We start from the raw sequence: 26,215 nt of genomic DNA, 5'->3' as shown, positions 1-26,215 counted from the left end.
CTCACGAAGCGGCTGCCCGGTGCCGCCGCTTTGCGGCTCTGAACAGTGTAATTATTTTATCACTACCAACATGCCGCCGCTTCGCGGCTATTCGCGTAACCTTTCTGCGGCAATTTTGAAATGAAAAAGCTTATCATCAACTGTGATGACTATGGTTGGGACGCGCCTGCCACCCAGGCCATCTTGGAGCTGGGCGCGGCCGGGCAGGTGAGCAGCACTACCGTAATGGCCAATTTTGCCAGCGACGCCGACCTGCGGGCGCTGGCCCGGCTGGCCTCCCCTACCCTCTCGGTGGGCCTGCACCTGACGCTGAATGCGGGCCAACCGCTGAGCGCAGCCTCGCAGGTGCCTTCGCTGGTTGATGCCGACGGGCAGTTTTACAAATCGAGCCAGCTGTGGCAGCGCTTTTTGAAGGGGCAGGTGAAACGCGCCGAACTGAAGCTGGAAGTAGCCGCGCAGCTACGGCGGCTATCGGCGGCCGGCCTCGCCCTCAGCCACACCGACAGCCACCAGCACCTGCACCAGTACCCACTGCTGGGGCCGGCACTGCTCGGCATTTTGCGCGAGCTGGGCGTGCGGCGGGTGCGCCGCCTCACGGCGGCGGGCCGCCTCGATGGGCGCGGGCTGGTGCTGCGCGCCTTTGCGCGCAGCAGCCGGGCGGCGCTGCGCGGCTTTGCCACGCCGGGGGCGCTGGTGTCCACGTTTTCGACCGAGCCGGCGAGTGCCGAGGGGTTTCGGCGGGGGGTGGCGGCGGCGTTTCAGCAGGCTGAAACGGTGGAGTTTATGAGCCACCCCGGCCTGAGCGAGCGGGCCGGCTCGCCGCTGATGCGGGTGCCGGAATATGAATTCTGGCGCGGTGGGGAAGCGCGGGAGCTGCTGCGCGAGCTGGGCGGCGAGGTAGTGAGCTACCGAGCTGTAAGGTAAGCTTTAGCTTGCCATTGCCGCAGGCAAAGCGGCGTCATTTTGCGTTTAATATACTAGACCTACAGGACACTCTTAACGCCGTTTTGCCTGCGGCAATGGCAAGCTAAAGCTTACCCTACTTCTCGACCCGCACCAGCGCCCCCACCAGCGATACCAGCGCCGTAATGACGTAGAACAACACGCTGACGCTCACCGCCACCGGCGCGCTCAGGGCAAATAGCTTGGCCCCATACAAAAACGTGAGCTCGCGCGCGCCCAGCCCGCCCACCGTGAGCGGCAGCACCGCCGCGATGGACGAGGCTAGAAACACCAGCAAATAGGGCAGCACCGGCCCGCCCGCCGCGCCCAGCGCTGCCAGCAGCGCCCAAGCTTGCAGCACCTGCGCACCCTGCACGCCCAGCGCCTGCCACGAGGTGCGCCCAAAGGCCCCGCGAAACTCGCCAAACCACCAACGGCCCAGTATGTAACTCAGGCCCAGCCCCAACGGCACCAGGGCCAGCGCCCCAGCCCGCCACCAGCCGGGGTAGTCGGTGGCGGCAAACAGCAGCAACAGCAGCACCAGCAGCGCCACCATGCCGCTGAGCCGGTCGAGCAGCAGCGCCCGGAAAATGGCCTTGCGCCGCCCCGGAAACTGCCGCCCCAGTAAATACACCTTGTAGCCGTCGCCGCCGATGCCGCCCGGCAAAAACAGGTTGTAGAACATCCCCAGCCAGTACAGGCGCAGGTTGTATTCTTCACTGATAGTTAAATCAATGGCCTGAAAAAACTGATTGAGCCGCACCGAGGCCAGCACCTTCGACACGATGAATAAAGCTGCCGCTACGGCCAGCCAGCCGGGCCGGGCGTGGCGCAGCGTGCGGGCCAGGGCGGGCAGGTCGAGGTGGCGGGCCACCAGCCACAGCGCGCCGGCCATGAAGGCCAGCTTGGCGAGCAGCGGCAGGGCGCGCCGCCAGGCGGGGGCGGCCGGGGCGGTAGAGGGGGCGTCGGCGGGCGGGGCCATGCTTAGCGGGCGGGGCTAGGCGCAGGGAACTCGACCAGCCGGAAGCGCAGGCCGCCGTCAATTTCAAACTCATCGAGGGTGCGGCAGGGCTGGCCTTCGAGCTGGGCGGCCTGCCCCAGGTAGAGGCGGCCGGGCCGGCCGGGCAGCGAGTCGGTGCGCAGGGTTTGGCCGCGCTCGCGGGTGATGTAGAAGGCCTCCACATCGTCGAGGTGCGCGTGGGGTAGTAGCACCAGCGGGCGGCCCCGCGTTTCGCGGCCGATGCGCAGGGCGGCGGCGCGGTACGCTACTTCGGGCGAGGTCTGGAGGCGGGCCGGAAACACGAATACATCGAACGCCAAGCGTAGTACCAGCAAGAAATAGCCCAGCAGCAGCAGGCGATAATCAATTAAACGCCAGAATAAATAAGCTATTAATATCAGCCCCGCGAATATCGCTACGCTCCAAGCCCAGGCCCCCGCCACGATGCTGCCCACGGGCACCGGCCGGCCCGTGGCATCGGGCACGATGTGGATGAGCGGCGCAGCCAGCACCAGCAGGCTACAGCCCAGCAGCAGCAGCAGCAGCAGGGCATCGAGCCAGCGGGCGGGCCAGGCGCGGGCCGCCTGCAGCTGGTAGTAAAGCGGCACCAGCACCGCCAGCAGCAGCGGCACCAGCATAAACAGGTAGCGCGGGATGGTGGCCGGCGACAGCCAGTACACCGGCAGCACCGCCAGAAACAGCAGCACGTTGTAGCGCAGAAATGGCTGCTTCCACACCGCCGCCCGCAGCCCCGGCCGCAGCAGGCCCACGAGCAGCAGCGTCCAGGGCAGGAAATGCTTGATGAAGTCGAAGGGAAACAACAGCACGTAGCGCACCGAGTCGGCCAGCGGCTGGGCCGCTACCGTACGCTGGCTCGACTGCGACCACAGGGTTTTGAAGGCGATATCGAGCGAGTTGTGGCGGCTGTAAACCAGGAAGTAAGAGCCCAGCACGGCCAGCAGCACCAGCCCGCCCAGCACGTGCTGCCAGCCGAAAAGCCGCCGCCACTGCCGCGTGCTGAGGCAATACACCAGCAAGGCAATTCCTTGAAACACAACCGACGGCAGCCCTTTCAGCAAAAAGCCCACCGCCGTGAGCAAGTAGGTGACGACGAACAGCCTGGCCCACTGCCCGCGCTCGCCGTAGTGCCAGATGGCCATGAAGCCCAGCCACGTGAGGCCGGCGTGCCAGAGGTCGATAAGACCGAAAAAGGAGTCGTAGAACACCACCCGCCCGGTAGTAGCAAACGCCAGCGCCACCGTGAAGGCTACCTTGGAGCCCAGCCGGGGCCGCAGCACCCGCCAGATGGCCGCCGCGTATAGCAGCAGCGCCGCCACCGTGGGCAGGCGCAGAATAAACTCATCCTGCCGCCCGGTGAGGCGGAACAGCGCGATAAGCAGCCAGTTGAACAGCGGCGGTTTATTATAATAAGGCAGGCCTTGCAGCGTGGGCTGGAAGAAATGCCCCGAGTAGTGCATTTCCAGCGCCACCAGCGCCCGGATGGGCTCATCCACGAGCAGCGGCATCCGGCCCAGGTTGAGCAGCAGCACCGGCAGGGCCAGGGCCAGCGTAAGCCCCGCCAGCACGCCCGGCCGCCGGCCCAGCGCCGCCAATACTCGTCGGGCAGTAGGTTCTATCACGGAAGGTAAATAAGCAAAACGGCTGGCCCCGGCAACGCGCAGCCACTGGCAAAGGTAGCGGGCAAGCGAACCCTGCGCCGCGCTCTACTGTTAATAACGCTTGCGCACCCCCTACATTTGACGTATGCCTACCCCTCTTGCCCCTGCCACCACCGCCCCCGACCGCCTCGCCCAGACGCTGCTGCGCCACGGCCTGCGCCAAACGCCCGTGCGCCGGGCCGTGCTGGCCGCCCTCACGGGCAAGGGCTACGCCCTCACCGGGGCCGAGATAGAGCAGGAAATCGGCAGTGAGGTCGACCGCATCACGCTCTACCGCACCCTCAAGAGCTTCGAGCAGCAGGGCCTCATCCACCGCGTGATTGACGACACCGACGTGCTGCGCTACGCGGCCTGCTCTATCGAGTGCTCGGCGGGCTCGCACTTCGACAACCACGTGCATTTCAAGTGCACCACCTGCCAGCATACCTACTGCCTAAGCCAGGTAGCCATTCCGATAGTGCAGCTGCCGGGCGGCTTTCAGGCCGAGCGGCGCGACTTTCTGCTGTCGGGCGTGTGCCAGCTATGCCAGCCGCTGTAGGCTCTTTTCAGGTTAGTCGCCCTTCTGTGTAAGCACCCCGCTGGGGTGCTTTTTTTATGCCGCTACCGCCCGGCCCGGTACCCCGTGCGGCCGGGCCGGGCTCCATTTGGCGGGGGCGGCGAGCGGGCGGGGGCATTTTTTTGCGGCGGGCGCGGGCAGTAGCAGGCGGGCGGGCCGGTATATAACCTGTCCAATTTTCAGCCAGCCACGGCGGCGGCGGCGGTTGCCACGAAGGCAGGTGGCAAAAACCTATCGCGCATTAGAATAAGCACTTGGCGCGGGCCGCTTTGGGTTGGGCGGGGCGTCTTGTTTAAGCTACTCTTTAATCCGCCTTTTGTTATATAAAGCGCCTTTCAGAATCGGTAGTGCCCGCCGCCCGCGATGGCGGCGCATTACGGTAAAGTTCTGTAGCAGGTTTAATTATATGAGGCCAAACCTGTACTTTCACGGTAAGTTCACTAGCCCGTCTGCGATGATTAAAGTGTTACGGTTTGCTGAAAAATCACCAGTATCTGCCCTCCGCGCTTGCGTGCGAGGGCTTTGCTTGTTTGCGGGCCAGGGTGCACTTGCCGGGCGGGCGTGGGCCGGCGGCGGCTAGCCAGCGCCGGGCGCTACCTCATCACTACGGGCCCCTGGCGGGCCGGGCCGGGCCGACCGGCCGGCAATACGCTTGGGTTGCCACCGTTAAGCCGCCAAGGCTTAATTCTCCATTTTTTAATTCTACTACACTCTTTCTGTTCCCCGTATGTTTTCACCTCTACTTCGCCGGTTAGGGCTACTCCCGAGGCTGGTACTACTTCTACTCGGGCTGACGGCAGCCCGGCCCGCCTGGGCCACTCACTTGCTGGGTGGCGAGATGACCTACAAATATCTCGATGCCACCGGGCCCACTTCCGCTCCCAACCGCTATGAGGTAACAGTTGTCATCTATAACAATTGCCCCTCTGGTGGTAGCACGGGCATCGCCACGCCAAGCCCAACGGCCGGTGTTTCTTTTTATGACCAAGCCACTGGCACGCGCCTGTCCTTAACCTCTACCAACTACTCCGGTGCCAGCGGGGGCATTGCCCTCATTCCCGAGACCTTCAATTCGGGCTGTATTCAGACGCCCCCACCCGCAGGCTGTCCTGTTGCTAATGCGAACCAGCCCTACATTCTGCAGCGCTTCGTTGCCATCATCAACTTACCCACTACCTCGCAGGGCTTCTACGCTACGTGGTCGGTAGGGGCCCGTAATAATGGCATTATCAATCTGGTTAATTCGGGCAACCAGAATATGATGCTGTACAATACGTTGGCACCACCATCCTTGCCCAACAGCTCACCATATTTTACGAACAACGCCGTGGCACTTATCTGCTATGGCGACACCACTACGCTGCTCAACAACGCCGCCGACCCTGACGGCGACCGGCTTGTCTACTCGCTCGGGCAGGCTTATAACGCATCTCCGACCACCAGCTTTCTCCCGCCAGCGAGTACTATCCCTTACGTTTCGCCGTATACCCCAACAGCACCTTTAGGTAATACTCCCGGAAACTTTGTCATTCTGAACCCTAATACCGGGGTTACTAAATTTGGGTCGACTGCTCCTGTCGGCTCAAAGTTCGTGGTGGCAATCGATGTAAGCGAGTATCGCACCATCGGCAACCGGCAGGTACTCATCGGTACTACCCGCCGCGACTTGCAGCTGGTAGTAGGCACCTGCCCGCCTGCCGCTACGCCCGTGCTGCCACCTACTACTGGTACGGGAGCCATTCCTCGCAGCTACACCATCGAGGCGGGCAGCACGCTCACTATCCCTCTTCAGGCTACGCAAGCCGATGGCCATCCCTTAACGATGACGCTGAACAGCGTACTACTAGATGGTACGGGTGGATACACTGCTACCTTCGCAGGTAACGCAGGAACGCTAACGCCGCCCAACCCCGCCGGTACAGCATCGGTATCGGGCACTGGCGGTAACGTCGCAGGCACGTTCATATTTACTCCTGCTTGTAATGAAGCGCGAACGCAGGCATACGATGTATCGGTAATAGTACAAGATAACGGCTGCGCGGGTAAAACTGTAGCTGATTTGATTCGCATCATCGTGACCAAGCCCACGGGGCGCACTGCCATCGCGGGCAACCAGACGGTATGCGGCATTCCGTCGCAGCAGACGTACACGGCCAGCGGTGGCACCGCGCCCCAAACCGGCTGGCGCCTGGTGAGCGGCGGCACCATCGTGGGCAGCGCCACGGCTAACCCCGTTACCATCAACTGGACGACGGCCGGCACCCACACGCTGTGGGCGCGCGGCATCTCGCAGTACGGCTGCCTCACCGACTCGGTCGCTATTCAAGTGAACGTAGGCCAGGCCCCGACCCTAAACGTAACGGGCAACACCACCATTTGCCAGGGCGGCAGCACCACGCTCAGCATTGCGAGCGGGGCTACTTCCTACACCGTGACGGGCGGCGGCAGCACCATTACCGGCCCCGGTCCCTTCACCCTGAGCCCCACGGCTACCACAACCTATACCATCACGGCCGTAACGGCCGGCACCACCTGCGGCGCCACCAGCCAAGTAACCGTAACGGTGAACCCGCTGCCGGCTGCCAACGCGGGCACGGCCCAGACCATTTGCGCGGGCGGCTCGGCTACCCTGGGCGCGGCAGCCGTGAGCGGCAGCACCTACAGCTGGAGCCCGGCCACGGGCCTGAGCAGCGCCACGGCGCCCAACCCCACCGTAACGCTGCCCAATACAACCAGCGCCCCGATTACCCAGACCTATACTCTCACCGAAACCAGCGCGGCCGGCTGCGTCAGCACCAACACGGTGACGGTGACGGTAAACCCGCCGCTGGCGGCAGCGGCGGGCAGTAATGCCACAATTTGCTCGGGCGGCTCGGCGCAGATTGGCGCGGCAGCCGTGAGCGGCAACACCTACAGCTGGAGCCCCGCCACGGGCCTCAGTAGCGCCACGGCCGCTAACCCGACCGTGACGCTGACCAACACGACCAGCGCCCCGACTACCCAGACTTACACCCTGACCGTGACGGATGCCACAGGCTGCACGGGCACGGGCACGGTAACCATCACGGTGAACCCCGTGCCAGTGGTAACGCCCGGCGCGGCGGTGGCCTTCTGCTCGGGCGGCTCGGCTACGCTAGGCGCGGCCTCGGTGTCGGGCCTGACCTACAGCTGGTCGCCCGCCACGGGCCTCAGCAGCGCCACGGCCGCTAACCCGACCGTGACGCTGACTAACACGACCAGCGCCCCGACTACCCAGACTTACACCCTGACCGTGACGGACGCCATCGGCTGCACTAACACCGGCACGGTGGTGGTGACGGTGAACCCCATCCCGGTGGCCGTGCCCGGCGCGGCCGTGGCCTTCTGCTCGGGTGGCTCGGCCACGCTGGGTGCAGCTTCGGTTTCGGGCCTGACCTATAGCTGGTCGCCCGCCACGGGCCTGAGCGACCCCACCATCGCCAACCCCACCGTGACGCTGACCAACACGACCAGCGCCGCGACTACCCAGACCTACACCCTGACCGTGACTGGCGCGGGCAACTGCACCAGCACCGGCACGGTAGTGGTGACGGTGAACCCGCTGCCCACGGCCGTACCCGGCGCGGCGGTGGCCTTCTGCTCGGGCGGCTCGGCCAGCTTGGGCGCGGCCCCGGTGTCGGGCCTGACCTACAGCTGGTCGCCCGCCACGGGCCTCAGCAGCGCCACGGCCGCTAACCCCACCGTGACGCTGACCAACACGACCAGCGCCGCGACCACCCAGACGTATACCCTGACCGTAACCAACGCTGGTGGCTGCACCAACGCCGGCACGGTCGTGGTGACGGTGAACCCCATCCCGGTGGCCGTACCCGGCGCGGCCGTGGCCTTCTGCTCGGGTGGCAATGCCCAGCTCGGCGCAGCGGCCGTGAGCGGCAATACCTACAGCTGGAGCCCCGCCACGGGCCTCAGCAGCGCTACGGCCGCTAACCCCACCGTGACGCTGACCAACACGACCGGGTCTCCGGTTACCCAAACGTATACCTTGACCATAACGAACGCTACTGGCTGCGTGAGCACGGGCACGGTAGTGGTGACGGTGAACCCGCTGCCGGTAGCGATTCCGGGCGCGGCGGTGGCCATTTGCTCGGGCAGCTCGGCTACGCTGGGCGCGGCCCCGGTTTCGGGTCTGACCTATAGCTGGTCGCCCGCCACGGGCCTCAGCAGCGCCACCAGCGCCAACCCCACCGTGACGCTGACCAACACGACCACGGCGACTATTACGCAGACCTACACCCTGACCGTAACCAGCGCGGCCGGCTGCACCAGCACCGGCACGGTGGTCGTGACGGTGACGCCGCTACCAGTGGCCAACGCCGGGGCAGCCGTTACCATCTGCTCGGGCAATACCACGCAGCTGGGCGCAACTCCGGTTTCGGGCCTCACCTACAGCTGGAGCCCGACTACCGGCCTCAGCAACTCGGTTATCGCTAACCCGACCGTGACGCTGACCAACGTAAGCTCGACCGGCACGGCCATCACGCCGACCTACACGCTCACGGTTACCAACCCCACCACGGGCTGCGTAAGCACGAGCACGGTAGTAGTGACGGTGAACGCCGAGATTCTGCCCGGTATCGTCGGGCCCAACCAGACGGTGTGCGCCAGCTCGACGCCCGTGCCGCTCACCAGCACGCCCGGCCCCAGCGGCGGCTACGGCACTTACGCCTACCAGTGGGAGTCATCGCCTGACAACCTGACCTGGGCCACGGTGGCCGGTGCGACCAGCGCCACCTACGCCCCCGGCCCGCTGGCCGCCACTATCTACTACCGCCGCCGCGTGAGCTCGGGCTCGTGCGCCGAGCAGGTATCGAACTCGGTGAAGCTGGAGCTTCAGCCGCAGTTGATAACGGGCGTGACGCTGGCCACCCCGGCCACGCAGTGCGCCGGCACCTCGCTTACCTTCACGCCCGTGCCGACGAATGCCGGCCCCGCGCCGACCTTCCGCTGGTACGTCAACAACGCGCTCGTGGCCAGCAGCCCCACCTACACCAGCTCGACGCTGGGCAACGGCGACGTGGTGCGCGTGGAGGTAGTGCCCACCGCCGGCTTCTGCGCCACCAGCCTGGCCGTGGCCTCGGTTACGATTAACCTCACGCCCGTTTCCCAGCCCACGGTAGCCATTCTGCCCCGCACCTCGCTGCCAGCTTGCTCGAGCACGGCGGTGGTTTTCGCGGTGGATAGCATCGGCAGCCCCGGCGCCAGCCTCACCTACCAGTGGCAGGTCGATGGCGTGAGCGTGAGCGGCGCTACCAGCCCCACCTTCACCAGCAGCACCCTGCGCGATGGCCAGCTCGTGACCCTGGTAGTAACGACGCCCTCGGCCTGCGGCACGCTCACGGCGACTTCGAACCCCGTGCGGGCCATCATCATCCAGAACGTGGATGTGGAAGCCGGCCCCGACAAAACCATCGTCGAAGGCGAATCGGTAGAGCTGGAAGGCACGGCCAACGGCACCTACCCGGTGGCCTGGACGCCGACCCAGACGCTGGCTTTCCCGGCCGGCAACCCGCTGCGCCCGATGGCGTCGCCGACCGTAACCACGACCTACACGCTGTCGGCCAAGGTGGGCGACTGCTCCGACGAAAGCAAGGTGACCATCACCGTGCTGCCGCGCGTGCGCATCCCCAACGCCTTCTCGCCCAACGGCGACGGCCTGGACGACACCTGGGAAATCGACCGCATCGCGGAGTACCCCGAGTCGCGGGTGCTGGTCTTCAACCGCTGGGGCAACAAGATTTTCGAAACCACCGGCTACAACCGCAGCAACCAGTGGAACGGCACCATCAACGGCCAGCCGGCCCCGCTGGGCACCTACTACTACCTCATCACGCTGGGCAATGGCAAGTCGTTCACCGGGCCGCTCACGATAGTTTATTAAGCGAAATTTGCGCAGCGCCGGGACGGCCGGCGCTGCGTTTTTCCTTCTTTTCTCCCCCTTCAACTGCCTTGCTCTCGTGAAAAAATACTTACCTGCCCTTCTCGCTGGCGGCCTGGCCCTGGGCCTGGCGCAGCAGGGCCACGCCCAGCAGCTGGCCCAGTACAGCCAGTATATGAACAACAACTACATCCTCAACCCCGCCGTGGCGGGCACCGAGGACTACATTGACCTGAAGTTCAGCTACCGCACCCAGTGGACGGGCATCGAGGGCGCGCCCAAGACGTACTACGCCAGCGTCAACTCGTCGCTCGGTCGCCTGCGCACCCAAAACAAGCGTACCCTGCACGACTGGAGCCGGGGCTTTCACGCGCTCGGGGCTATCGTGTACAGCGACGTAACGGGCCCTACCCGCCGCACCGGGGCCTACGGCTCCTACACTTATAACCTGTCGCTCACGCGCTCGCTGCGCCTGGCCATGGGCGCTTCGATAGGTATGCAGCAGTACTCGCTGGATGGCTCGCAGCTGCGCTTCCACAACGTGAGCACGGTAGTGGCCAACCAGGCCTCCATCGTGCCGGATGCCAGCATTGGCCTGTGGCTCTACAATGATAATTTCTACGCCGGGGTGTCGGCGGCTAACCTGCTGGGCAACCAGCTCGACATCGCCTACGAGCCCAACGCGACCATTCCAATTCAGGCCAACCGGCTGTACCGCCACTACTTCGGTACCGCCGGCGTGCGCCTGCCCCTGAGCGAGGGCGTGTCGCTGGTGCCCTCGGTGCTAGTTAAGTACATGTCGCCCGCGCCGGTTTCGGTCGATGTCAATGCCAAGCTCAAGCTCCAGGACATCATGTGGGTGGGCGTGTCGTACCGCGTGAAAGATGCCTTCGTGGGCAACGTGGGCGTTAACTTCAGCGACGTAGCCAGCCTGAGCTACTCCTACGACGCGAGCACGTCCGACATTTCGCGCTACCAGAACGGCAGCCACGAGGTTATCCTGGGCCTCAAGATTAAGAAGAAGAAAAAGGTCGTCTGCGTCGACCGCTTCTGGTAGGCCGCCCCTGCCCGCGCTTCGGCCACCCAGCGCCGCCCTTCCCGCGTGGAGAGGCGGCGCTGTTTTGTAAATACAAAAGTCATTTTCACCTTTCCCCACCCATGAAAAACCTTTCCTTATTGCTGCTCGGGCTGGCCGGGCCAGCCGCCCTGGCCCAGCCCACCGCCCCTACCCCACCCGCGCCGGCGGCCCCCGTGGCCATTGGCGTTGACCTGGCCCGGCCCGTGGGGCCGCTGCCGCCGCTGTGGGCTTACTTCGGCTACGACGAGCCCAACTACACCTACATGAAGGATGGGCAGCCGCTGCTTACCGAGCTCGCCGCCCTCAGCCCAGTGCCGGTGTACGTGCGCGTGCACAACATGCTGACTACCGGCGACGGCACAGCCAGCTTTAAATGGGGCTCGACCAACGCCTACACCGAAGACAAAAAGGGCCGCCCGGTGTACGACTGGACCATCGTAGACCGCATTTTCGACAGCTACATCCAGCGGGGCATGAAGCCCATCGCGCAGCTCGGCTTCATGCCCGAGGCGCTGAGCAGCCACCCCTTGCCCTACCGCCACCACTGGAAGCCCGGCGACAACTACAACGACATCTACACCGGCTGGGCCTACCCGCCCAAGGACTACGCCAAGTGGGGCGAGCTAGTGTACCAGTGGGTGAAGCATAGCGTGGCCCGCTACGGCGAGGCCGAAGTCAAAACCTGGCGCTGGGAGCTCTGGAACGAGCCCAACATCGGCTACTGGAAGGGCACGCCCGAAGAATACCAGAAGCTGTTCGACTACTCCGAAGCGGCCGTGCACCGCGCCCTGCCCGCCGCCCAGCTCGGCGGCCCCGAAACCACCGGCCCCGGCTGGGACAAGGCGGCCGATTTTCTGCGCAGCTTTTTGCAGCACTGCGTGAGCGGCACCAACTACGCGACCGGCAAAACCGGCACCCGGCTCGACTTCATCACCTACCACGCCAAGGGCGCGCCCAAGCTCACGGGCGGCCACGTACGGATGAACATGGCCACCCAGCTGCGCGATGTGCAGGCAGGTATGGAAATTCTGAACTCCTTCCCGACGTTGCGCCAGCTCCCCATCATCTTGGGCGAAAACGACCCCGAGGGTTGCGCCGCCTGCGGCGTGCAAACCAACCCCGACAACGCCTACCGCAACGGCACGATGTTTTCGAGCTACACGGCCGCCAGCTACGCCCGCCTCTACGAACTGGCCGACCAGCAGAAAATCAACCTGGCCGGGGCCGTGAGCTGGTCGTTTGAGTTTGAAGACCAGCCTTGGTTTGCGGGCTTCCGCGACCTGGCCACCAACGGCGTAGACAAGCCGGTGCTCAATGTATTCCGGATGCTGGGGCAAATGGGCGGCCAGCGCGTGGCCGTGGCCAATGCCCAGGCCATGAGCCTGCCCGACATTCTGAAGCAGGGCCAGAACGAGCGCGCCGACATCGGCGCCCTAGCCACGGCCGACGCCCACTCGGCCGCCATCCTGGTCTGGAACTACCACAACGACGACCTGCCCGCCCCGCCCGCCGAAATAGAGCTAACGCTACGCGGCGTGGCCGCCGAAAAGGCGCTGCTCCAACACTACCGCATCGACCAGGAACACAGCAACTCCTACGCCGCCTGGCAGGCGCTGGGCTCGCCGCAGCAGGTATCGCCCGCCCAGCGCGCCACCCTGGCGCAGGCCGGGCAGCTGGCGCTACTTACTTCGCCCAGCTGGGTGAGTGCGAAGAACGGGGCCGCGGTGCTGCATTTTACGCTGCCCCGGCAAGGGGTGTCGCTGCTGCGCCTGAGCTGGTAGGCCGCGCATGGCTGGCCGTTTTTAAGTCTGTCTAAAACCGCCTGTCATTGCGAGCGCAGCGAAGCAATCCCATCTGTTCAGCCGCGCTGTTCGGGTTCCGTGCTGGTGCGATTGCTTCGCTGCGCTCGCAATGACAGGCGGTTTGCCAGCTTACTTTGGGTTCTCATACCCTTCAGCTAATGAATTACCGCCTGCTCGCCCTCACTCTCCTCGCTACGCCTGCCCTGGCCCAAACGGTCCGGACCCGGCCTACCAGCCTCGAAGGCCAAGTTGAGGTACACCGCTACCCAGAACTCAGCGCGCCGCCCCGGCCCACTTTCTTCGACAAAGGCCCGCTGATGTCCATCGGCAGCTACTACTACCCCGAGCAGTGGCCGCACGAAAACTGGGCGCGCGACATCAAGAAGATGGCTGAGGTGGGGTTTCAGTTCACGCACTACGGCGAGTTTGCCTGGTCGTTTGTCGAGCCCGAGGAAGGCAAATTCGACTTCAAATGGCTGGATGAGGCCGTGGCCCTGGCACACCAGAATGGCATTAAGGTCATCATGTGCACCTCCACGCCCACGCCGCCCGCGTGGCTGGCCCAGAAGCACCCCGCAATACTGGTGGTGAACGCCGACGGCCGCACCATGCAGCACGGCTCGCGGCAGCAGGCTTCGTGGTCGAGCCCCGTGTACCGGCAGTACGTGCAGCGCATGGTGGAAGCCATCGGGCAGCACTACGGCCAGGACAGCCGCATCTGGGGCTGGCAGCTGGATAATGAGCCTTCGCACTACGGGCAGTACGACTACAGCCTGGCCGCGCAGGCCAGCTTCCGGCGCTGGCTGCAAGCCAAGTACCAGACGCTCGACGCCCTCAACAAAGCCTGGGGCACGGCCTTCTGGAGCATCCGCTACTCGGATTTCAGCCAGGTGCTGATTCCCAACCAGAAGGAGCTGCCCGAGCAGCCGGCCCCGGCGGCCGTGCTCGACTTCAAGCGGTTTACGGCCGACGAGGCCAACGACTTCCTGAGCATGCAGTACAAGATATTGCGCAAGCACGTGGCTCCTACCCAGTGGATTACGACCAACCTCATGCCCGAGCACGTGGCCGTGGACCCCACCCGCATCACGGGGCTCGACTTCCTGACCTACACCAAGTACCTGGTGGCGGGCTACGACAACGGCCTGGGCGCGCAGGGATTTCGGATGGGCTCGGCCAGCAGCATCGGCTTTGCCAATGACCTGTTCCGGTCGTTCAACGGCGTGACGGGCGTGATGGAATTGCAGCCGGGGCAGGTAAACTGGGGCCGCTTCAACCCCCAGCCGCTGCCCGGCGCGGTGCGGATGTGGATTTGGCACGCCTTCGCGGGCGGCAATAAGTTTGTGTGCAACTACCGCTTCCGGCAGCCGCTCACGGGCGGCGAGCAGTACCACTACGGCATCATCGGCACCGATGGCGTCACGCCCAGCACCAGCGGGCTGGAGTACATCAGGGTCATCAAAGAATTGGCGGCCGTGCAGCAGCAGTACCGGCCCGGCGCGAAGGCCCCGGCCGCCTACCAGCGCCGCCAGGCGGCTATCCTCTACAACGCCGACAACCGCTGGGAGATGGACAACCAGCCCCAAACCAACCAGTGGAGCACGATGGCCCACCTCAAGCGCTACTACGACGCGCTGAAGCAGGCCGGCGCGCCGGTCGACATCATCACCGAGGCCAAGGATTTCACCCGCTACCCGGTGCTGATAGCCCCGGCCTACGAGCTGCTGGACAAGGACTTGGTGGAGCGCTGGCGGCAGTACGTGCAGCAGGGCGGCCACCTGGTACTGACTACCCGCACCGGCCAGAAAGACCGCACCGACCGCCTGTGGGAAGCCCCCTGGGCTGGCCCGATTCTGGACCTCATCGGGGCCAAAATCACCATGTATGATTTGCTACCCGAGTCGGTGACAGGCACTATCGGCAGCGCGGGCAAAACCTACCAGTGGAACAACTGGGCCGACGTGCTGGAGCCGCTGCCCGGCACCGAGGTGTGGGCCAGCTACACCAACCAGTTTTACAGCGGCAAGGCGGCCGTGGTGTCGCGCGCGCTGGGCAAGGGCAGCGTCACCTACGTCGGCCCCGACACCGACGACGGCGCGCTCGAAAACGCCGTGCTGCGCCGCGTGTACCAGCGCGCCGGCATCGCGGTAGCCGACCTGCCGCCCGGCGTAGTGCTTGACTGGCGCGACGGCTTTTGGGTGGGGCTGAACTACTCGGACAAGCCCTACACGATGCCCGTGGCGGGCAAGGCGCTCATCGGCAGCGCCGAGGTACCGCCGGCCGGCGTGGTCGTGTGGAAAGAGTAGCATTTGAGAAGTAAGACACGAGACGTTAGACATGAGACATGAGACATGAGAAGGCTCGTCCGAATGTTTCTAATAATGCTCATCTGAGCAGTTCTCATGTCTCATGTCTAACGTCTCGTGTCTTACTAATCCTTATGTCAACTTTGCTAAACCGCCCGCGTTACTTTGGCCTCACCGGCCTACTCCTCAGCACCCTCGCCCTCCCCGCCCTGGCCCAGGAAGACCGGGGCTACAAGGTGTACCAGTTTCCGGCCAATAGGATACCGCGCATCGACGGCAACGCCGACGACTGGGCTACTTTCCCCAAGGAGTACGCGGTGGGCACCGACCAGCTGCGCGACGACTCGGGGCATTATCCGAAACCCGACACCACCAACTTGAAAGTGAGTGTAAAGGTGGCCTGGGTGAAGGGCCTGAACCGCCTGTACTTCCTCTACGAAGCCTACGACGATTACTGGGACTTTTCGCGCCCCGACCTGCACAACGACACCTTCGAGGTAGTGGTGGATGGCGACCTCTCGGGCGGCCCGCTTACGGCCGAGTTTCACCCCAACCAGTCGCTGCCCTTGATGGAGCGCTACTTCGCCTTCCACGGCGTGCAGGCGCAGAACTACCATATTTTCATGCCCGCCGTGGGCAAGGACTGGGCCCTGGCCTGGGGCAGCCAGCCCTGGATAAAGCGCCTGCCCTACGCCAACATCGCCTACCGCTACGACTTCCAGCCCGGCAAGCCAGGCAAGCTCACCGCCGAGTTCTGGATTACGCCCTTCGACTACGCCGGGGCCGAAGGCCCCGCCCGCGCCGTGGAATCGGTACTGACCGACAACAAGAAAATCGGCCTCACCTGGGCCGTCATCGACTACGACGACGTGCAGGACGAAAGCAAAAAAGGCTTCTGGAACCTCGCAGCCAACCACAAGATGTACGGCAACTCCAGCCTCGGCACCGTCTTCACGCTGCTGCCGCTGGCTCCGCAGCACCAGCCGGCACTGGCGGCGCAGTGGTCGTTTATGGTTACCGACGCGGCCCGGCGGCAGGTCACCTTCACGGATGAAAGCCTGGGCCGCGTGAGCAAGTGGCGCTGGGACTTCGGCGACGGCACAACCTCTACCGCGCAAAGCCCGGTGCACCAATACCGCGAGGCGGGCAAGTACATCGTGGTGCTGGAAGTAGAAGGCCCGGCCGGCAAGGCGCGCATGGCCAAAGTGTGGGACGTGGCCGTGCCGTAAAGCTTCACAGCCGACAAAAACAAAAAAGGCCTGTTACGATGTTCATCGTAACGGGCCTTTTTTGTTTAAAAGTGGAGAATATCGGAGTCGAACCGATGACCTCTTGCATGCCATGCAAGCGCTCTAGCCAGCTGAGCTAATCCCCCTTTTTTGTAGACCGCCGCGCCAGTTGCGTTTTGGTTGTGCAAAAGTACGGCGGTTTTTTAACTGTGCAAGGCCTGGGGGCATCTTTTTCCGCAACTAGCGCAAAATCAGGCACAAAAAAAAGGAGTGGAAACTTCCACTCCTTTTTTCACTGGTTTCAGCGCTTCAATCAGCCTTAGTTGAAGATGTAGCGCACGCCCAGCTGGCCCTGCCAACGCGACAGGAAGGGCGCAATGTCATAGGAACGGCCGGTGCTACCGTAGGTAGCTGGGAACGAGAACGTGGGTTGCACGTTGGCGCCCGTCGTTTCAGTGCGCAGCAGCTCTACTGCGTTGTTAGACACCACATACTGACGGCCCCAGTTAACATTGAGCAGGTTGCCCAGATTCTGGATATCGAAAGTGAGCTGGATGGTGTTCTTCTTGCCACCGGCCATGAAGTTGAAGTCTTGCGCTACGCGGATATCTACCTGATGCGTCCAAGGCAGGCGGGCGGCAAAGCGCTCCACTACCTGGCCCCGGTGCGAACGCAGGTAAGGGTCGTTTTCGATGAAAGCGTCCAGCTGGTCCTGAATTTCAGTCAGCGTGCGCCTGTCTACTACCCCGTTGGCAGTCGGCGTCTGGGTCAGGCGGATTTGGCTGGCGTCGCGCACGTTGGTCGGCACGTAAAACAGGTCGTTGCCGTTGTTGCCGTCGTTGTTCAGGTCGCGGCCGTTGCCGTAGATGTACGTCAGCGGCTGGCCCGACAGGCCTTCGTAGAACACGGTGAAGGTGGTAGCCATCGCCTTGTTGGCGTAGTGGAACGTGTAGCCGGCGCTACCGATGATGCGGTGGCGCTGGTCGTTGCGCGAGTAGCCCAGCTCAGGGTTGTTGGGGTCAACTGCGATTTGGTTGAAGCCGTAGTTCGACGAAGCCGTGCTGCTCGTGCCGCTGTTTATTTCCTTCGACTGGCCGTAGGTGTAGGCAGCCGTGGTGTTGAGGCCGTTGATGAAGCGCTTCTGCAATTGGAAGGTCGCGTTGTAGCGGTAGCCTTTGTTGGTATTGGCCAGCAGGTAGGCGTTGGTGAAGCGCTGGTCGAGGCGGCGGTTGGCACCGCTATTGCCGGGGTCATACACCGGGCGCTGGTCGGGGCCAGCCAGCTTGCCAATGGGGGGAGCCAGGTTCAGGTCCTGGTAGTAGATATCGTTTACCGTCTTGGAGTAGATACCCTCCAGCGTAGCTACGATGTCGCCGGGCAGGCGGAAATCAACAGCTAGGTTCGAGCGCCACACCTGCGGCAGCTTGAAATCGTTGCTCACCAGGTTTATCTGCGACTGACGCACGGCCGTGTAGTCCGTCGCAATCTGCGCCGGGTTCAGGCGGATATAAGGCAGGAAAGCCGTGTTCGAGTTCTGGTTTACCGAGCCCTGAATCAGGCCGCTGTTGGTGTAGCTGTTCGACAGCCACACGAACGGCACGCGGCCGGTGAAAATGCCGGTACCACCACGCACCTGGATTTTCGAGTCGTTTTTCACATCCCAGTTGAAACCGAAACGGGGCGAGTACAGGATTTGGCCGTTGGGCGTGTTGCGGGTCTGGTATTGGCTACCAAAGCCAGGGTTGGTGATAGCGCCAGCTGCATTACGCTCAGCCGTATTGAAAGCGGTGTTATCGCCAGGCTTATCTACAAACACGGGCACATCGACACGCATACCCAGCGTCAGGCGCAGGTTTTCAACAGGCGTATATTCATCCTGCACGTAGAAGCCCAGCTGCGCAGCCTTGAATTTGGCTTCGCCGTTGCTACCAGGTGCTGCGTAGCTAGCCTGCACGCCAGAAGCGCGACCGGCCACGAAGTTGTCGATAGAGTTAAACGTGTAGTAGCCAGCCCCGTTGTTGATAAACAGGTTACGGAATTTGAACCCTTCGTTGTGCGTGCCCAGCGTGAGCGTGTGCTTGCCATACTGCTTGGTCAGGTTGTCGGTAATTTCGACAATGTCCTGGTCGAGTTGGTTGGCAACCGAGCTCCGGTCCTGGCCCAGGTTATAGGTAATGCCGTTGTCAACAATCTGGTAGGCCGGGCCAGGAGCCCCAAGCACATCGCGCGAGTCGCGGATGGCCGTGTAGGTCAAAATCAGCTTGTTGGAGAAACCACCCGCAAAGCGCGAGTTCAATTCCGCTACCGTGCTGTTGGTGATGTTGCTGAACTTGTAGGCGTTGTTGGCAAAGCGTATGTTGTTGGCAGTGCGCGTGATGTTATCGTCGAACGCCTTTACGAAGTTGTGGCGCAAAGTCAGGGTGTTGTTTTCTGACAAGTTGAAGTCGAGGCGGGCAAAAATCTTGTTGCTCTCGGTGCGGCGCGTCAGGTCGTCGCCGAAGCTACCGGCGATGTAGTTGCCATAGAGCGGCGTATTAGCAGCGGCAGCGATACGGTTGAGGTTGGCCACGGTAGCACGCGATTCTGGCGTACCGGGGATGAAGCCCAGGGGCGTGTTTACGCGGGCAATTTCCCCGTTCAGGAAAAAGAATACTTTGTCCTTTACGATGGGGCCACCCACCCGGAAGCCGGTCTGGTAGTTGTAGAAGTTATCGGCCTTCGTGCGGTCGGAGGTTACACTGCGGCCAATCGAGTTCTGGTTGCGGCCAAAGCCATAGATGGAGGCCGACACGTCGTTGGAGCCCGAGCGGGTTACGGCGTTTACGCCGGCCCCGGTGAAGTTGCCCTGCGTTACGTCGTAGGGGGCGAGCACCACCGAAATCTGCTCGATGGCGTCGAGCGCGATGGGATTGGTCGAAGCTTGGCCGCCGGGCGTACCCGAGCCCGCGAGACCGAATACGTCGTTGTTCACGGCCCCGTCGATGGTAATGTTGTTGTAGCGGTTGTTGGAGCCGCCAAACGACGAGCTGCCGCCGCCGGCCGCCTGCGGCGTGAGGCGGGTGAAGTCGGTCAGGTTACGGTTCAGCGTGGGCAGGTTGTTGATTTGCTCGCGGCTGATGCTGGTTTGGGCACCCGTGCGGCCGGCGTTGATAACCGGGTCGGGGCGGCCCGTCACGACTACGTCGCCGAGGGCGGTGCTGGCTTCCGACAGCTGCACGTCCACGCGCAGGTTCTGCGCCAGGGTCAGGTATACGCCTTCCTTGGTGAAGTCCTGGTAGCCCACAAACGACACCTTGATGGTGTAGGGCCCGCCCACGCGCATGTTCTGGATGTTGTAGCGGCCTTCGCCGTTGGTACCGGCCCCGTACTGCGTGCCGGTGGGCGTGTGGATGGCCAGCACCGTAGCGCCGGGCAGGCTTTCACCTTTGCCATCCGTTACCGCGCCGTTCATCGAGGCTGTAGTAGCCCCCTGGCCCCAGCTCTGCTGGGTTAGCCCCAGGGCCAGCACCAGCAAGAATAGCGCATTGAATAGTATTCGCTTCATGAAAAAAAGAATTGGTGATAAACAGTTGCAGTCTTTAATTTTTAGGAAGGCACTTAATGACTATACAAAGTTAAGGGACAGGTGAAGGTCGCTTCGCCACCCCCGCCCCGAAATCGTGTTCGCGGCTACTTATTAGGCTAGCCTACTTTATTCACCACCTAACCTAACCTACTTCTTAACAATATTTTACCAGTTTAGCATTACTGCTCTGGTTATTGTTTTGTTAAGCCCAGCCTTTTTCAAGCCTCAGCCGGAGCCGGAAAGCCGGAAATAAAAAAACGGGGCAGGAATTGTATCCTGCCCCGTTTCGGGTTGCGGCGGGTGGCCGGGCGTGGCCGACCCGGCTAGTTGAAGATGTAGCGCACGCCGAGCTGCATCTGCCAGCGCGAGGCGATGGTCGTCACATCGGGGCGGTAGGTGTTGGTCAGCGTCTGGCCGGCCGTGGTGGCGGTCGGGTTCGTCACGTACTGGTACTGGAAGGTGGGCTGGCCGGCGGCGTTGTTGCCCTGGAAAGCCAGCGGGCTGGCGTTGTACTGAAACTGATAGGTGCCCCAGTTTTTGTTCAGCAGGTTGCCGATGTTGAAGACATCCACGCTCAGTTGCAGCGTATTGCGGTTTTCGCCGATGTTGGTGAAAATGTCTTGCAGCAGGCGGAAGTCGATGCGGTGCTGCCAGGGCAGCAGGGCGCCGTTGCGCTCGGCATACTGCCCGCGGCGCTTGCTGAGGTAGGGGTCCTGGTCGATGTAGTTGTTGAGGTCGGCCCACTGCTGGGCGGCGGTGTAGGTAGTGCCAGCGATGGTGCGGCTGGTGAGCACGATTTCATCCTGGCTCTTAGGCACGTACATCAGGTCGTTGCCGTTCACGTTGTCGCCGTTCATGTCGCCGCTGTACACGTAGGAGAAGCGGCCGGCGGCCGCGCCCTCGTAGAACATCGACACGCTGGTAGCCAAATGCTTAAGGTACTCGAAGCGGTAGGCCAGTGAGGCAATGACGCGGCTCGGCACCACAAACTGCGAGTAGCTCAGCACGTCGGCGTTGGGGTCGCCCGATACCTGGCGGCCGGCCCAGCTCGACTGCGCGATGGTGCCGCCGTCGTTTACCGAGCGCGAGTCGGCGTAAGTATAGGCCGCCATGGCGTAGAGGCCGTTGCTGAACGACTTCTGGAGCTGGCCCGTCACGGTGTAGGAATAGCCTTTGCTGGTGTTGTTCAGCAAGATGGCGTCCGTGATGTTGGGGTTGGCCAGGGTAGCGCCGCCCGCGCCGCTGTAAATGCGGTAGTTCTTGGTAGTAGTGGGCAGGCCGGCGGCATTGGCGGCCCAGTACACCGGGCGGCGGTCGCCGGAAGTTGCGTCGGTGGCCGACGACTGCGCGTTCACGGTCGAGTACGGCAGGTTCACGTTCTGGAAGTACACCGCGTTTAGGTCTTTGGTGTAAATACCTTCCAGCGTGGCCACTACGCCGCCAAACAGCTGCTTGTCGATGGCCAGGTTACTGCGGTACACCTGCGGAAACTTGAAGTCGCGCGAGGCAAAGGCCACGTTGTATGAGGTATTGGCCCCGGCCGCAATCAGCTGGTTGCGGTACTGGTCCACGTTGGGGTTAAACGAGTAGCGCGACGCCAGCGCGCCCTGCACGTCGATGGAGCCGAACTGCACGCCGTTGTTGCTGGCCTGGTTGGAAATCCACACGAACGGCACGCGGCCGGTGAAGATGCCCGTGCCGCCGCGCACCTGCGTCTTTTTGTCGTCGTTCACGTCCCAGTTAAAGCCGATGCGGGGCGAGAACAGCGGCGTTTTGCGGGGTAGCTGGCTGGTATTGATGCGAATGCCGTCGCGGAAGCCGGTCAGATTCGCCAGGTTTTCGTTTTGCTCGATGCTCGAAAACACGATGGGCAGGTCGGCCCGGATGCCGTAGGTCAATTTCAGGTTGCCGCGCGGCGACCACTCATCCTGCACGTACAAGCCGATTTGGGCGGCCTTGGTCACGGCGAAGGGAAACGAGCCATCGGGCGTGGCCGCGTAGCGCAGCTGGTAGCGCTGGGCCGCGCGCAGGCCCTCGGCCTGGGTGCGGGGCGTCAGCTGCGGGTTGGCCGACGAGGCGTCGTAGTTGTAGCCATACGGCGCGGCCGTAGTGGCGGCTGAGGCGTAAAAGTCTTGCAGCGAGTTATATACAAACGCCCCGTAGTACTGCGGCGCAAAGCCGTTGGTGAACTTGTACAGCTCGTTATAAGTACCAACGGTCACGTTGTGCTTGCCCAGGTAGGCCGTGAAATTGTCGCCCAGCTGGTAGGTATCGCTGTTCAGCAGGTTGAAGGCCGAAAAGGGCTCGTAGCCGAAAGCCGTGAGGTTTTGGGCGGCCGTCACGCCGGCGTTGGCCGCGCTCAGCGCCGTGCCGTTGCCGATGTCGACCAGCGGGAAAATGCCGCCGGCCGGGCTTTCGCGGAAGTCGCGGTTGGCCAGGTAGCCGGCCGTCAGGTTGTTGGAAAAGCGCGCCCCGAAGGTACTGTTCAGCTCGGCGATAAACGAGTTGAGGTTGTTGTTGATGCGGTAGTACGACGACAAAAAGGGCAGGCCGAACTGCGACTGCGCGCGGCCCGCGCCGATGGCCCCCGACGAGCTGGCCGGCACGTCGCGGTACGACCGCAGGTAGTTGTACTTGATGTTGAAGCGGTGGCTCTGGCTGATGTTCCAGTCGAGCTTGGCCGTCAGCTTGTCGCTATTCGAGGCCAGCACGAAGCCTTCGTAGGGGCCGGCGTTGTAGCCGTAGTTGGTGCTGAGAAAGTTGCTCAGAATGCCCAAATCCACGGCCCGCGCCGCCGAGGTAAATAGCCCGGCGTTGGCCGCGCTACCGTTGGCATTCAGCTGGGTAGCGGCGTAGTTGCCGGTGGGCGGGTCGTTGCGGCGCTCGCGCTCGGCGTTTACGAAGAAGAACAGCTTGTCCTTCACGATAGGGCCGCCGAAGCGGAAGCCCACGTTGTAGAGGTTGAAGTTGGGAATGCCCTGCTCCACGTTGCCCACGCGCTTGCCCACCAGCTTCTGGTTGCGGTAAAAGCCGTAGACCGAGCCCGAAAACTTGTTGGTGCCGCTGCGGGTCACGGCGTTGATGCCGGCCCCGGTAAACGAACCCTGGCGCACATCGAACGGCGCGATGCTCACCTGCACCTGGTCGATGGCATCGAGCGAAATCGGCTGGGCATTGGTCTGGCTGCCAATAGAGTTACCCGACAAGCCAAACGAGTTGTTGAAAATAGCCCCGTCGATGGTGATGTTGTTGTACAGGTTGTTGCGGCCCGCAAACGAGTTGCCGCTCGACTGCGGCGTGAGGCGCGTAATCTCCGACAACGAGCGGTTGATGGTGGGCAGGCGCTCGATTTGCTGGCGCTGAATGGTGGTAGCCGCGCCCGTGCGGTCGGCATTCATAATCGGGTCCTGGCGGCCGTTCACCGTCACTTCGGTCAGCTGCGTGGCACCTTCGCCCAGCTTCACGTCGAGGCGGAAGTTTTCGGCCAGCGTCAGGTTGACGCCGGTGCGGGTAAAATCCTGAAAACCAACGAACGTGACGCGCACGCTGTAGGGCCCGCCCACGCGCATGTTCTGGATATTGAAGCGCCCATCGGCATTGGTGGGGGCCACGTACTGCGTATTGGTCGGGGTGTGAATGGCAATCACGGTGGCCCCCGGCAGCACTTGCCCCTGGGTATCGGTGATGGTGCCACTCATGGCCGAGGTAGTAGCGCCCTGCCCCCAGCTGAGGGAGGCCGACAGCAGCAGTAGTACCAGAGCGAACGTATGACGCAGGTATAACAACTTCATAAAGGAGAGATAAAATGAAAAATGCGGCGCGATAAACGCCACCGCAAAATTACTCCCCAGTCGCAGCCCCTTAGATTACCCTAATGTTACCAAACTGATTATCACATGATTGTTCATCACATCTTCATCTTCTAAACTCTCTAAAGTACTATAAGCGTGGCCGTACCGCCCGGATGAAACGGCTCAGGTAATAATCCAGCTCGAAGCTGTTTTCCGTCACACCCAGCGAGGTAGAAGCATGAATGAACTCGACGCCCTCGGCATCGACCACCGTGACCATGCCCACGTGCGTGATGATGGGCGAGCCCGGCGACGCCCCAAAAAACAGGAAATCCCCCGGTTTCAGCTGGGTCGGCTTGATGGGCTCGCCCCAGGCCGCCTGCTCGTTGGACGAGCGCGGAATGTCGATGCCCGCATCAGCAAACGAAAGCTGGAGCAGGGCCGAGCAGTCCATGCCCAGGCGCGTGGTGCCGCCGAACAAATACGGCACGCCCTGGTAGGCGCGGGCGTTTTCAATCACGCTGGCCAGCGCGCCGGTGGCGTTGCCCATGCGGGTGGGGCGGCGGGTCACGGTTTTGGTCGTAATTGCGCCGCTGCTGGTCGTGGTGGTCGTTTTCTCCTTGGTCTTGGTGAGGGCCGGGTGGCCGGCTGGGCGGCTGGGCGTGCGCTTCAGGCGGGCCATGTCGCGGGCCGAGTAGTAGCGGCCGTTGCGCTGATTGAGCTTTTGGGCGCAGCCGCTGGCCAGCAGCAACAGCGCCAAACTCAGCAGGTAAACGGCCGTATGGGCCGGCGTGCGGCGGGCTAGTTGCGGCCCTACTATCATTCGCTGTACCTTCGTTTTTTCCCCTTGCATTAAGACAAATATACTTTTAGCGCCTTGGGCGGCGCTTTTCCTGCCATGAATTTTTCCCCCCTTACGCCCGAACTGGTAGCGCAGTTCGAGGCCATCGTGAGCCCGGCGCACGTGCTCACCGCCCAGCGCACCGAGGCCGCGCAGTACGAAACCTACGGCCGCGACCACACCGAGGACTTCCATTTTGCGCCCGATGTGGTGCTGCGCCCCGGCACCACCGAAGAGGTAAGCGCCATCATGAAGCTTTGCCACCAGCACCGCGTGCCGGTCACGGCGCGGGGCGCGGGCACGGGCCTCAGCGGAGGCGCGCTGCCCATCCACAACGGGGTGGTGCTCAGCACCGAGCGCTTCAATAAAATTATCCAAATCGACGAGCGCAACCTGCAAGCCACCGTGGAGCCGGGCGTGGTCAACGAGGCGTTTCAGAATGCCGTGAAGGAAGTCGGCCTGTTCTACCCGCCCGACCCGGCCAGCAAGGGCAGCTGCTCGCTGGGCGGCAACCTGGCCCACAGCAGCGGCGGCCCCAAGGCCGTGAAATACGGCACCACCCGCGACTACGTGCTGAACCTGGAAGTAGTGCTGCCCACCGGCGACATCATCTGGACGGCCGCCAACACCCTCAAAAACTCGACCGGCTACAACCTCACCCAGCTCATGGTGGGCTCGGAGGGCACGCTCGGCATCATCACTAAGGTAGTGTTCCGGCTCCTCCCCTACCCCCAGCACAACATCCTGATGCTGGTGCCCTTTCGGCACGAGGCGCAGGCGGCCGAGGCGGTGTCGGCAGTATTCCGGGCGGGCGTCATTCCGTCGGGCATGGAGTTTATGGAGCGCGAGGCCATCGCTTGGTCGTCCGATTATCTCAAAATCCCGCTCACTTTGCCCGAGGACATCACCGCCCACCTGCTCATCGAGCTCGATGGCCAGGACATGGACCAGCTCTACAAGGAAGCCGAGCAGGTGTACGGCGTGCTCGAAAACTACGAGGTCGGTGAAATCTTGCTGGCCGACACGGCCACCCAGAAAGACGAGCTCTGGAAAATCCGCCGCAACATCGGCAATTCGGTGCGCTACAACTCGGTGTATAAAGAGGAAGACACGGTAGTGCCCCGCGCCGAGCTGCCCACGCTGCTGAAGGGCGTAAAGGAAATCGGCCGGCGCTACGGCTTCAAGAGCGTGTGCTACGGCCACGCCGGCGATGGCAACCTGCACGTCAACATCATTCGCGGCGACCTCACCGACGAGCAGTGGAACGTGGGCCTGCGCCAACCCATCTCCGAGATTTTCGAGCTCTGCGTGCAGCTCGGCGGCACCATTTCGGGCGAGCATGGCATCGGGCTGGTGCAAAAGCAGTTCATGCACATCGCCCTGAAAGAAGCTAACCTGAACCTCATGCGCGGCATCAAGCAGGTGTTCGACCCGGCGGGCATTCTGAATCCCGGCAAGATATTTTAAGCGCCACCAAGCCAAAAGAAGCGCCGCAAGCAGGAGTCACTCCCT

The 26,215-nt window shown here is 62.9% G+C and carries 13 protein-coding genes and 1 tRNA gene; 8 read left to right on the top strand and 6 right to left on the bottom strand.

Annotated features, from left to right (window positions below; genetic code table 11):
• Positions 1 to 120 precede the first annotated feature (120 nt).
• A complete protein-coding gene (locus tag VFO93_RS07910; RefSeq protein WP_325133815.1) occupies positions 121 to 924 on the top strand; it encodes a carbohydrate deacetylase in 804 nt (267 codons plus the stop codon).
• Between the two features lie 115 nt (positions 925 to 1,039).
• Here the strand turns inward: VFO93_RS07910 and VFO93_RS07905 are convergent, their stop codons facing one another.
• Entirely contained in the window at positions 1,040 to 1,924 is an 885-nt protein-coding gene (locus VFO93_RS07905; RefSeq protein ID WP_325133814.1) for a lysylphosphatidylglycerol synthase transmembrane domain-containing protein, read from the bottom strand.
• A 2-nt stretch (positions 1,925 to 1,926) separates the two neighbouring features.
• Positions 1,927 to 3,582 (bottom strand): glycosyltransferase family 39 protein, encoded by a 1,656-nt coding sequence (locus VFO93_RS07900; protein WP_325133813.1) that lies wholly within the window; start codon positions 3,580 to 3,582, stop codon positions 1,927 to 1,929.
• A gap of 124 nt (positions 3,583 to 3,706) precedes the next feature.
• Between VFO93_RS07900 and VFO93_RS07895 the strand changes: the two genes are divergently transcribed.
• The 6 genes from VFO93_RS07895 to VFO93_RS07870 all read left to right on the top strand — a co-directional run bounded on the left by VFO93_RS07895 (position 3,707) and on the right by VFO93_RS07870 (position 16,506).
• Positions 3,707 to 4,159, top strand: a complete 453-nt coding sequence (locus VFO93_RS07895; RefSeq protein ID WP_325133812.1) for a Fur family transcriptional regulator — start codon at positions 3,707 to 3,709, stop codon at positions 4,157 to 4,159.
• Between the two features lie 856 nt (positions 4,160 to 5,015).
• Complete coding sequence (locus VFO93_RS07890; RefSeq protein WP_325133811.1) at positions 5,016 to 10,094, top strand: gliding motility-associated C-terminal domain-containing protein; 5,079 nt, start codon at positions 5,016 to 5,018, stop codon at positions 10,092 to 10,094.
• A 76-nt stretch (positions 10,095 to 10,170) separates the two neighbouring features.
• Entirely contained in the window at positions 10,171 to 11,148 is a 978-nt protein-coding gene (locus VFO93_RS07885; protein ID WP_325133810.1) for a type IX secretion system membrane protein PorP/SprF, read from the top strand.
• 101 nt (positions 11,149 to 11,249) lie between these two features.
• Positions 11,250 to 12,950, top strand: coding sequence for a GH39 family glycosyl hydrolase (locus tag VFO93_RS07880; protein ID WP_325133809.1), 1,701 nt, complete (start codon positions 11,250 to 11,252; stop codon positions 12,948 to 12,950).
• Between the two features lie 179 nt (positions 12,951 to 13,129).
• Positions 13,130 to 15,277, top strand: a complete 2,148-nt coding sequence (locus tag VFO93_RS07875) for a beta-galactosidase (protein ID WP_325133808.1) — start codon at positions 13,130 to 13,132, stop codon at positions 15,275 to 15,277.
• 134 nt (positions 15,278 to 15,411) lie between these two features.
• The gene (locus tag VFO93_RS07870; protein ID WP_325133807.1) at positions 15,412 to 16,506 is read left to right on the top strand and encodes a PKD domain-containing protein; all 1,095 of its coding nucleotides are present in this window, start codon (positions 15,412 to 15,414) and stop codon (positions 16,504 to 16,506) included.
• Positions 16,507 to 16,578: 72 nt separating this feature from the next.
• Here VFO93_RS07870 and VFO93_RS07865 read toward each other — a convergent pair.
• From VFO93_RS07865 to VFO93_RS07850, 4 genes are all read right to left on the bottom strand, one after another.
• A tRNA-Ala gene (locus tag VFO93_RS07865) sits at positions 16,579 to 16,652 on the bottom strand.
• Between the two features lie 173 nt (positions 16,653 to 16,825).
• Complete coding sequence (locus VFO93_RS07860; protein WP_325133806.1) at positions 16,826 to 20,050, bottom strand: TonB-dependent receptor; 3,225 nt, start codon at positions 20,048 to 20,050, stop codon at positions 16,826 to 16,828.
• A gap of 344 nt (positions 20,051 to 20,394) precedes the next feature.
• On the bottom strand, positions 20,395 to 23,862 hold the full coding sequence (locus VFO93_RS07855) for a TonB-dependent receptor (protein ID WP_325133805.1): 3,468 nt from the start codon (positions 23,860 to 23,862) through the stop codon (positions 20,395 to 20,397).
• Between the two features lie 148 nt (positions 23,863 to 24,010).
• The gene (locus VFO93_RS07850) at positions 24,011 to 24,715 is read right to left on the bottom strand and encodes a C40 family peptidase (protein ID WP_325133804.1); all 705 of its coding nucleotides are present in this window, start codon (positions 24,713 to 24,715) and stop codon (positions 24,011 to 24,013) included.
• Positions 24,716 to 24,760: 45 nt separating this feature from the next.
• On the opposite strand from VFO93_RS07850, the gene VFO93_RS07845 reads away from it, so the two are divergent.
• Positions 24,761 to 26,170, top strand: coding sequence for an FAD-binding oxidoreductase (locus VFO93_RS07845; RefSeq protein ID WP_325133803.1), 1,410 nt, complete (start codon positions 24,761 to 24,763; stop codon positions 26,168 to 26,170).
• The last annotated feature ends 45 nt before the right edge of the window (positions 26,171 to 26,215 follow it).

It is taken from the genome of Hymenobacter sp. (assembly GCF_035709525.1).
Taxonomy (GTDB): domain Bacteria; phylum Bacteroidota; class Bacteroidia; order Cytophagales; family Hymenobacteraceae; genus Hymenobacter.
This window is presented reverse-complemented; position numbering and strand designations above follow the sequence as displayed.

Bases quoted from the DNA above. Each gene is read 5' to 3' on its own strand.
- VFO93_RS07855 (WP_325133805.1), bottom strand. From the start codon at position 23,862: ATGAAGTTGTTATACCTGCGTCATACGTTCGCTCTGGTACTACTGCTG.
- VFO93_RS07880 (WP_325133809.1), top strand. From the start codon at position 11,250: ATGAAAAACCTTTCCTTATTGCTGCTCGGGCTGGCCGGGCCAGCCGCC.
- VFO93_RS07850 (WP_325133804.1), bottom strand. From the start codon at position 24,715: ATGCAAGGGGAAAAAACGAAGGTACAGCGAATGATAGTAGGGCCGCAA.
- VFO93_RS07875 (WP_325133808.1), top strand. From the start codon at position 13,130: ATGAATTACCGCCTGCTCGCCCTCACTCTCCTCGCTACGCCTGCCCTG.
- VFO93_RS07870 (WP_325133807.1), top strand. From the start codon at position 15,412: ATGTCAACTTTGCTAAACCGCCCGCGTTACTTTGGCCTCACCGGCCTA.
- VFO93_RS07905 (WP_325133814.1), bottom strand. From the start codon at position 1,924: ATGGCCCCGCCCGCCGACGCCCCCTCTACCGCCCCGGCCGCCCCCGCC.
- VFO93_RS07890 (WP_325133811.1), top strand. From the start codon at position 5,016: ATGACCTACAAATATCTCGATGCCACCGGGCCCACTTCCGCTCCCAAC.
- VFO93_RS07860 (WP_325133806.1), bottom strand. From the start codon at position 20,050: ATGAAGCGAATACTATTCAATGCGCTATTCTTGCTGGTGCTGGCCCTG.
- VFO93_RS07910 (WP_325133815.1), top strand. From the start codon at position 121: ATGAAAAAGCTTATCATCAACTGTGATGACTATGGTTGGGACGCGCCT.
- VFO93_RS07895 (WP_325133812.1), top strand. From the start codon at position 3,707: ATGCCTACCCCTCTTGCCCCTGCCACCACCGCCCCCGACCGCCTCGCC.
- VFO93_RS07845 (WP_325133803.1), top strand. From the start codon at position 24,761: ATGAATTTTTCCCCCCTTACGCCCGAACTGGTAGCGCAGTTCGAGGCC.